Raw genomic sequence first — 9855 nt, 5'->3', positions numbered from 1 at the left:
AGGCACACATGGACGGTGACAACAGCGGCGTGCGCCCGCTGAAACGCCACTTCCATCGCCTGACGCCGCTCGTGCCGCTGGACGACGAAGCGAGTGGCCTGGTCGTGCTCAGCCAGGATGGCCGGGTGTGGCGCCGCTTGTCCGAAGACTACGCGCAGATCGAGCAGGAGTTCGTGGTGGAGGTCCGAGGCGCGACCGACCCCTACACGCTCAGCCGCATCGGTCTCGTGGCGGCCTATCGGGGCCAGGGCCTCGCGCCCTGCAAGGTCAGCTGGCAGAACGAAGTGCGCCTGCGCTTCGCGATCAAGAACGTGCAGCCCGGCGAACTGCGCCACCGATGCCGCGAAGGCGGCCTGGACGTCGTCTCGATCCGGCGCCTGCGCATCGGCCGCGTGGCGCTGTCGAAGATGCCGGCAGGCCAGTGGCGTTACCTGCCGGCGGGTACGCGCTTCTAGCCGGCCGCCGCGTCGCGCGCGCGGCGGATTCGCATGCAACGAACCAGCGCCCGCATGCGTTGATGTTAGGCAATCGCAGCGTGCCGCGCCGCGGGTCGACAAGGATTACTAGGAGCTGCGACAGCGCGCCGTGGCCTCGCCTACCGAGAAGAACCGGCAGAGCCTGGCAGAAGCTGCAGCGGCAGGTGACGCTCGCGATGCGGCCGGAGCGGCGTGGGCCGAAGGTCGCTGCCCGCCGCGCTAGCGCAACGCGATCGCGGGAGACGTGCGGATCGGCAGCGATGCCGCTGTGATCGGCGCAGAGCGGGAATCTTGTCGCATCCGTTCCGCAGACGAGGGCTGCGTCATGCATCGTGATTGGCCGCGCTCGAAGCCCTTTCCATTGCCATGCAACCACGTCGCCAGCAGGATCAGGGAGGCACCGCAGATCCTGAGGATCGTGCGGGAATTCGCGTCGGGGGGCATGGCATCGGACTCGGTGAACAGATGGGACTGGGCGACCGGGGTGCTCTGTGGCGCGCGGCAGGCCGTCCGCTACCCCTATCGGCAAGCACGCCCTGTGCCGGACAGAAGACCTGAGCGGGCAGCATGCTCACGCGATCCAGACACGTAGTAGCCGACGCTGAACGCTGAAACGATGCTGCATGCCGGGGCACGGGATGTTGACACCGCCTCCACGTGCCTTGCCCCAACGTCTGCGGCATCTCAGCTCCGGAACACGCGCGTGAACATCGTCATGAAGACATCCCCGCATGTCCTTCCCGAACGCTTCGCCTGGCACCGCACCGACGCCGGCCACGAACTCCGAGTGGATGACACTGCGATTGCCGAGGTGCGACCCGTCAACGCGGGCCTGGTGCTGCGCGTGCTGGTCGACATGGGCGACATTTCGCCGTTCGAGATGGCGGTTCGCTGCGAGGAGCGTGCGATCGGCTGGGCTACCCAGTGGGCCCGCCAGCGTGCGGGACTGCTGTGCCGGTATGTGGACCGTCAGCCTGTGCAGCCGCCGCGCGGCGTCGACCCCGGGATGGCGCTGGCAGGGTGATGCGGCATCACGGCGCGTCGCGCGGGGACCGCGTCACGCGATCAAGGAAGGCGACGCTTCGCTCCATGGCCATGCGCCCGGCATCGCTGTCGAGATTGAACTGGTATTCGTGGCCCAGTGCGGGAACATGGTCCTTCGGAAAGAACAGGGCGTCCACGGCGACTCCCTGCTCTTCCAGCGCGGCGGCCAGCGCACGTGAGTGCGGTTCCAGAGGATCGGCGTTGCCTGCGCTGATGAAGGTTGGTGGAAAGGCCGGGGTGACGTGGTGCACGACAGAGAACGTGTGCAACCGGGGATCGTCTCGGAAGTCCTTCCGGCCAAGGTACGACCACAGGACGGTACGCATGAAGCCTGCGAACGGGCTGCCCCACTCGACCAGGCCGGCATCGTAGGGACCGCAATACAGCAGTGTGCCCGCGAGTTGTCCCGCTCGCAGGGCCGGGGTGATGCCGACACGACTGGCGTGCTCGGGTGAGGTGGTGATGGTCGCCACTTCGGCCGCGATCTGCGCGCCTGCCGAGTCCCCGGCCAGCACGATGCGGCTGGCATCGACATTCAGATCGCCTGCATTCTCCTGCACATAGGCCAGCGCCGCATTCAGCTGCCGCGCAGGCGTGGGCCACGTCGCGCCGGGCGCGATCGAGTAGTCCACGTTGACGACCACGACGCCCCGTGCGGCGAGGATGCGCAGGTAGTTGGCGACGTCCTCCCGGCGACCGGACACGAAACCCCCGCCGTGCACCCACACCACCGTGGTCAGCCGCCGGGTGCTTCCCTGCACGTCCGCGGGGAAGTAGACGTCGAGCAGCGCATCGGGATCCGTCGCATCGTAGGACAGGGCGCGCTTCTCGGTGACGCCCGGGGGCAGATGCTTGCGCAGGGCATCGGACGCATCGGCCGCGCCGCGATCGAACGCCCAGCGGATGAGCAGCACGGAGGGCAACGGGCTCAGCTGGAACGCGGTCCATGTCCCCACCCCTACGAACACCACCGCCAGCGCGATCCGTATCGCCCACCGACGCGTGCCGCCACCCCGCCTCTCGGTCGCCATCGCCGTTCCCGCTTTCCCAGCCCGGCGCCGATGGTGCGCCTTTACGGCCGCGGCGCAAAGGGGAGGCAAAAAAAAGAAAAGCCACCTGGCTGGAGAGTAGCCAGGTGGCTGGGGACACGCGCCGGCCTCTCTCCGGCGCGCATGCACTCAATGACCGTTGCCGGCCGCCAGCTTGTCCAGATCGATGCCCTGGTTGCGCAGTGTGCGGGTCGCGGCAATGGCGTAGTACGCCAGGTAGGCGAAGCACAACACGCCGACGATGAAGCTGTAGTGGATGCCGACCTTGTCGGCCAGCGCGCCCTGCGCGATGCTGACGAAGCCGCCCCCCATGATCATCATGATCAACAGGCTGCTGCCCTGGTTGGTCTTGTCGCCCAGGCCGGTGATGGCCAGCGCGAAGATGCACGGCCACATGGTGCTGCAGAACAGGCCCACGCTGATGAAGGCCACCACGCTGGTCCAGMCGGTGGTGAACATGCCGATCAGCAGTGCAGCGATGCCGCAGAACGCGAAGTACAGCAGCATGCGCGCCGGATTGCCCTTGCTCGCCAGCGTGGCCAGGATCATCAGCACGATGACGGCGGCGTAGCCGAAGAACTGGGACACCTCGTGGCGCATGATGGCGTTGACGGCCAGGAATACGCCGAACGCCAGGTAAGGCAGCAGCAGCGTCAGCCAGCGCTTGGCTCCGGAACTGACATTGAACGCGCCCGCCGCACCGCCCCAGCGCCCGATCATCAAACTGGCCCAGTACAGCGACACGAACGGCGCGATCTGCGAGGTATCCAGACCCAGCCCCTCCGGCGATTCAAGATATGCCGGCAGGTTGCTGATGGTGGAAACCTCGACGCCGACGTAGACGAAAATGGCGATCATGCCCAGCACCAGCTGCGGGTACGCCAGCGCCGACTTCTTGTGGATCAGCTTGCTGCTGTCCTGCGCCTCGGTCTCCGAGAGCTTCTCCAGGTCGATGTGGTTGGGCACCGAGGAGAACTTCAGGAAGACGGCCACCAGGATGAAGGCGACACCCAGCACCAAGTACGGCGTCTTGACGCTTTCGATGCTGGCTTCGGTGTTGCCGCTCAGCACGCTGCCGAAAATGGCCAGGCTGACCAGCAGCGGGCCGATGGTGGTGCCGAAATTGTTGATGCCACCCGCCATCGTCAGGCGCTGCGCACCGGTCTTCGGATCGCCCATGACGATCGCCAGAGGATTGGCGGCGATCTGTTGCAGTGAGAATCCGAGGCCGACGATGAACAGACCCGACAGCATCAGGCCGAACGAACCGGTGTTGGCGGCCGGATAGAACAGCAGCGTGCCGAGCGCCGAAATGACCAGCCCCAGGCAGATGCCGTTCTTGTAGCCGATCTTGTTGAGCAGATCGAGGCCGATCAGCTTCGAGACCGCCACGTAGATCAGGGACCCCACGGTGTAGGCCACGTAGAACGCAAAGGCGACGTACTGGCTCTGCGCCTGCGTCAGGTTGAACGCTTTCTTGAACACCGGGATCAGGATGTCGTTGCTGGCGGCAACGAAACCCCAGAAGAAGAACACGGTGATCAGCACGCCGAACTGCGACCATCGGGTGGTTTGTGTGGTCATGGATTGGTATGCCTGCTTGAAGAGGATCCGGACGGAGCGGCCAGCCTACGGAGCGGCCGCGCGATTGCAACTTGCACTGCGTCAGCCGCGCCCCGGGGCCCTGCGGCCATGGGGCGTGGCTGGATTACCGGGCGCACTTCACCACATCGGCGCCGTCGGCGGCACCGGCCACCACCTGGATGTTGGTGAAAGCGGCTGCGAACGGCGCATCGGCGCTGATGCTGAAAGGCGTGTCGACACCGGTCAGGTCAGCTCCGAGCTTGCCGAAGCAGGCCAGCGGAACCTTGACCGTCTGCTTCTTGCCGATGGCATCACCGGAGAACGTCGCGGTCAGATCGAGGCTGGCGCCGCAGTTCGCACCGCAGCCGACGGTGAACTGTACCGGCTTGGTCGGTGCCTGCTTCACCACGACATCGAACTGCACCACGCCACGCGCGGTCGCCATCGCCGCCAGGTTGTTGTTCGACGGATTGCGGGCGAAGAAGCGCGCGGGCGCCAGCCAGGTCACTTCCTTCGCGTCCTGCTGGGTGTTGACCTGCACGGTCGCCACCTGCAAGGCCGGCTTGGCCTGTGGCCAGCGCTGGACGGTGTTCATGTCCGAGCCCACCGCCTTCTCTTCATTACCCGCCGCCATCTGGAGGCTGAAGGGCGCGATGTCGGACTGCTTGAAGATGCCCAGCGCAGTTGCATCGCCGCAGCTGGCCGTCGCATCTTCCGGCAGCTTGCCGACCGTCTTCGTGTCGCCGTAGCGCAGGCCGCTGTCCAACGCGAACTGCGGCGTGCTGTCCGCCTTCGGACAGGCGACGGCGGGCCACGGGAACGTCAGCTTGCCGCGGAAGTCGTGTGCCGCCTTGCCGTCCGCTCCCGCTACCAGAACGTCGGTGACGCCCTTGCCTTCCGTGCCCGGCAGCCAGGCCGCGACGAAACTGTTCGACAGGTTGATCAGGTCGTTGGCGTACAACGCGCGCCCGGACAGGAACACCGTGACCACCGGCTTGCCCGTCGCCGCAGCGGCCTTCAGCACCGCCAGGTCTTCGGGGTGGCGCCGGCTGTGGGCCATCGAATCGGACGGCACGATGTCGCCGTTGGTCTCGGCATACGGCGTTTCGCCGATCGCCGCGACGATGACGTCGTAGCTGGTCGGGTCAACACCCTCGGCGCTGTCGCGCAGGACGACGTTGGCGTCGCCGAGTTGCTCGCGCAGGCCGGCCGCGATGCTGTCCGCGTTCGGGAAATCCGCATTCGTGTTGTCGGTACCTTGCCAGGTCAGCGACCAGCCGCCGGTCTGGTTGGAGATGCTGTCGGCGCTCTTGCCGACCAGCAGCACGCGCTGCCCCTTCTTCAGCGGCAGCGTGGCGCCGTCGTTCTTCAGCAGCACCAGCGACTCCCGCGCAGCGCGACGTGCGAGATCGCGGTGCACCAGCGATTCCGGCTTGCCGGCGAACTGGCTGGCGGATGGCTTGTGTTCCCACAGGCGTGCGCGCAGCTTGACGCGAAGGATGCGGGTGACGGCGTCGTCGATGCGCGCCTGCGGGATCTCGCCCGACTTCACCTGCGCGATGGTATTGGCGATGAAGGTCTTCCACTTGTCGGGGACCATCACCATGTCGATGCCGGCGTTGATGGCCTGCGGGCAGCTGTCGTCGCTGCAGCCGGTCACCTGGCCGATGCCGTTCCAGTCCGACACGACGAAACCGTCGAAGCCCATCTTGTCCTTCAACGCCACCGTCAGCAGGTCGCGTGCGCCATGCATCTTGCCGTAGTCCTTGCCGGCAGCGACGTCGTTCCAGCTGTTGAACGACGCCATGACGGTCTGCACGCCGGCCTCGATGGCCCCGTAGTAGCCTTGGCCGTGGACGTTGATCATCGTGGACTGCGTGACCGTGGCGTTGCCCTGGTCCTTGCCGCCGTCAGTGGCGCCATCGCCGATGAAATGCTTGGCAGTGGCGACGACATTGCCGTCCTTGTCCAGCATGCCCTGCATGCCCTTGACGTACGCGGCGGCGTACTCGCGGATCAATGCCGGCTGCGAGGAATAGCTTTCATACGTCCGGCCCCAGCGCGCGTTCTGCGCGACCGCGACCGTCGGGGCAAACGTCCAGGTCACGCCAGTGGCACGCGTGGACTGTCCCGTGGCTTCGGCGATGCGCTCGATCAGTTCGACGTCGTGCGCGGCACCCAGGCCGATGTTGTGCGGGAAGATGGTCGCGCCGTACACGTTGCTGTGGCCATGCACGGCATCGGTCCCCCAGATCACCGGCACGGGGATCTTCGCATCGGTCGACATGGATGCGTCGTAATAAGCGTCCGCCAGCTTGACCCAATCCTCCACCTTGGCCCGCTTGTTCATCGCCGGCCAGGAGCCGCCGCCATTGAGCACCGAGCCGATGTAGTACGTGCGCACTTCGGCGGGCGTGATCGCCTTGATTTCAGGCTGCACCATCTGGCCGATCTTCTGCTCCAGCGTCATGCTGGCCAGGATCTCGGCCACGCGCGCTTCCACGGCGGCATCCTTGGCGAAGCTGCTTTTCAGCGCCGGCCAGTCCTTCAGTTCCGCCGCATCGCGCGGTGTCGCCGCGGCGGCTGCCGGTTCGGGTTGCTTCTTGTCCGTACACGACATGCAGGCCAGAAGACTGGCTCCGAGCAGGGTCATTCGGATCGGATTCACGCACTTCTCCTTGGTGGCGGCGCGCAGGGACTCCCGACAGGATCCGCGCCTGGGTGACAGCCCGGCGGGACGCAGGCATTGCGCTGCGTCCCGCCAGGTACGGCGATGGTCAATACGGCCCGGGGATCACAGCTTGTAGCGGAAGCCCAGCAGGTACTGGCGGCCGTACTCGGTGTATTCCTCCGGGAAGAAGAGGTTCGGATGCGTGCCGGAGCTGACTTCGGTGCGGAAGGGCTCGTTGTTGACGTTGTTCACCTGGAACAGAATCGACAGGCCCGACAGACGGCTCGACTCCGGGAAGTCGTAGCCCAGCTGGAGGTCGATGGTGCGTTCGTTCAACGTGTAGCGGTAGGTGCGCTGGTTGAAGATCGAGCCGTACTCACCACGGTAGGGATCGCGGAAACGCTGGCTGACACGCGCCGAGAAGCCGTGCTTCTCGTAGTACACCGTGGCGTTGGCGACGATCTTGGACAAGCCCGGGAACGTATCGGTGCCCGATCCGATGCCCGGGCCGTCGGGATCGATCGACGACTCCGTGTACGACGCATTCAGCAGCAGGCCGAACCCGTCGAGGGCATCGTGCAGCAGCTCGCCGCCCAGCGCGGTCGAGAATTCGTAGCCGCGCATGTAGCCACCGGTGCCATTGGCGGGTGTGGAGAACACGCCCAAGGGGGAAGCCGGTGGCTCGGTGCCTTCGTAGTCGTAGCCGGAGAAGTCCCAGGGAATCTCGCGCGTGTAGATGTACGAGTCCATGTCCTTGTAGAACGCCGCCAGGGCGACATAGCTCGCTTCGCCGAAATACTTTTCGATCGAAAGGTCGTAGGCGTTCGCACGATAGGGCTCCAGCGCCGGATTGCCGCCGCTGCCGCGCCATTCGGACGGCCCGCCCTGCGACGTCTGCACGTAGACGCTGGCGCGCGCGCCCATGTCGTTGATGCGTGGGCGCATCATCTCGCGGGCCGCGCCGAAGCGCAGGTTCCAGCCGTTGCCGAAGTCGGCGACCAGGTTGAGGCTGGGCAGGATGTCGCCATACGAGGCGCCCGCCGTGCCGGCCACCAGTGCCTGTCCGTTCTCGTTCTGCTGGATGACGATGCCCTGGGACGTCTGGTCCGTGCGGATGTACTGCACGCCGGCATTGCCCCGCAGGCGCACCGTATCGGTGAGGTCCATGTCGAGGTTGGCCTTGAAGTAGAACGTCTTCACGTCCTCCTCGGTGATCGCGTCCTTCTGCAGGTCGTCGTTGGACTCGCTGATGTACACGTCGTAGTAGCGCGACAGCRGCGCGCGCGGGTCGTAGGTGATGACGTGACCCATGCCGGCGAAGCCGAGATCGGTGGGCGAGGACAGCAGCGAAGGGTCGATCAGTGTCGGCGTGCGGCCCGGCAGGTCGGCGAAGTACACCTCCGCGCTCTTCTCCTTGGTGCGCTTGCTGACATGGAAGCCGGCATCCCAGCTGCGCAGGAAGTCGGAGGACTCGATCACGTGGTTGACGGCCACGCGGAATGCCTTCATTTCGTCCTTCTGGTGGCTGTCCTCGAGGCGACCGTCATGACCCCAGTTCTGCGGATCGCGAAGGTAGACGGCGGAGGGATCCGACATGTCGGGCAGTGCGTAGTAGCCGTAGCCGGGCGACAGGCGCACGCGGAAGTCGGCCGAGACGCCCCCCAGCCGGCCCGCGTAGGTTTCGAGCTTCGATTCCTCGACCTTGGCGCGCGAGTAGCTGAGGTCGCTGGTCAGCGTCCACGTGTCGCTGATCTTGAACTCGTTGTTCCAGCCCGCCGAGAACAGACGCGACTCGCGGGTGTTGTTGTCGTTGCGGATCGCCGGCTGGATGCCGCTCAACGTGCCGCCGGTGACCACCGGGGTGCCGTGGTAGTCCGTCGTGCTGACGTTGCTGTAACTGACCGCGCCGCCGTTGAACCAGGGGTCGTTGCTCCACATCGCACCGCGCATCCACTCCTCCTGGTCGAAGCGCGACGCGTACACGTCCAGCACGCTGTGCCAGCGGTCGTTCGGCTTGAATTCCAGGACCGCCATGACGCCGTCGCGCGTGGTATCGCGCGATTTCACCCACGCTTCGGCGCCCTGCAGGGCGATCGCGTCCACCGGCTTGCCGGGCTGTGGTGCGCCCCACATGTCGGTATTGGCCCACCACCACGACTTGTAGTGCTTTTCCTGGAACGGGGCATCCATCCGCGCWACGCCGATGGCGAAACCGATGGTGTCGTCGGCGAACTGGTCCACGTACGACGCCGAGACGCGGTAGCCCTTGTTGTCGCCGCCCTCGGTGAGCTGGTCGAAGGAATTCGTTTCGCCCTGGCCGGTGAACACGATGCGCCGCTCATCGAACGTCAGCGGCCGGATGGACTGCAGATCGACCGTGCCGGAGATGCCCTGCCCGATCAGCGACGCATCGGGCGTCTTGTAGACCGTGACGCCATTGATCAGCTCGGCAGGGTACTGGTCGAGTTCCACGCCGCGGTTGTCGCCGGTGGTGACCTGCTCGCGGCCATTCAGCAGCGTGCCGGCGAACTGTTCGGACATGCCGCGGATGTGGATCACCTGGCCGCGTCCATCGAGGCGCTGCATGGTCAGGCCCGGCAGCCGCGAAATCGAATCGGCGATGCTGATGTCGGGCAGCTTGCCGATGTCTTCCGCGGAGATCGCCTCGACGATCGAGGTCGATTCATTCTTGGTCTCGACGGCATTGGCGATCGCGGCGCGGATGCCGGTGACCTTCACCGTATCGAGGGTTTCGACGGTCGGATCGACCGGCGCTGCCGCCTGTTGTGCGCTTGCGATGACAGGAAACGCCAGCGCGAGGGCGCAGGCTGCAGCGAGATGCTGCTTGCGCGGCACACGGCGCGCGCAAGAATTCGTGGGGTGGTTCGCGTGCATCGTCTGGTCCCTCTCCGACCATGGTTGACAGCGCTGTCATATAGAAGCTTCAATGCACTGTCAACAAATTCCTAACAACCGTGACACGTTGACGCACGCACGAGCGAATCTGCGTGCTGCGCGACCGCTGCAACCG

6 protein-coding genes are annotated in these 9855 nt (G+C 65.7%); 2 read left to right on the top strand and 4 right to left on the bottom strand.

Annotated features, from left to right (window positions below; translation table 11 throughout):
• The coding region (locus AC04L7_RS06160; RefSeq protein WP_475512697.1) for a pseudouridine synthase family protein at positions 1-455 on the top strand (455 nt) is incomplete at its 5' end.
• A 724-nt stretch (positions 456-1179) separates the two neighbouring features.
• Positions 1180-1500: a hypothetical protein gene (locus AC04L7_RS06155; RefSeq protein ID WP_436040760.1), complete on the top strand. Its 321-nt coding sequence runs from the start codon at positions 1180-1182 to the stop codon at positions 1498-1500.
• 7 nt (positions 1501-1507) lie between these two features.
• On the opposite strand, the gene AC04L7_RS06150 is transcribed toward AC04L7_RS06155, so the two are convergent.
• The 4 genes from AC04L7_RS06150 to AC04L7_RS06135 form a co-directional block, all read right to left on the bottom strand.
• Positions 1508-2551, bottom strand: a complete 1044-nt coding sequence (locus AC04L7_RS06150) for an alpha/beta hydrolase (RefSeq protein ID WP_435999821.1) — start codon at positions 2549-2551, stop codon at positions 1508-1510.
• Positions 2552-2698: 147 nt separating this feature from the next.
• Positions 2699-4153 carry an MFS transporter gene (locus AC04L7_RS06145; protein ID WP_475512696.1) on the bottom strand — a complete coding sequence of 485 codons (1455 nt, stop codon included), beginning with the start codon at positions 4151-4153 and terminating at the stop codon, positions 2699-2701.
• Positions 4154-4277: 124 nt separating this feature from the next.
• The gene (locus AC04L7_RS06140) at positions 4278-6821 is read right to left on the bottom strand and encodes a glycoside hydrolase family 3 protein (RefSeq protein ID WP_435999823.1); all 2544 of its coding nucleotides are present in this window, start codon (positions 6819-6821) and stop codon (positions 4278-4280) included.
• 126 nt (positions 6822-6947) lie between these two features.
• Positions 6948-9719 (bottom strand): TonB-dependent receptor, encoded by a 2772-nt coding sequence (locus AC04L7_RS06135; protein ID WP_475512695.1) that lies wholly within the window; start codon positions 9717-9719, stop codon positions 6948-6950.
• Between the last annotated feature and the right edge of the window lie 136 nt (positions 9720-9855).

It is taken from the genome of Pseudoxanthomonas sp. LjRoot204_2, from assembly GCF_056175765.1.
Note: the sequence above shows the minus strand (reverse complement) of the source record. Positions and strands in the feature narration are given on the sequence as shown.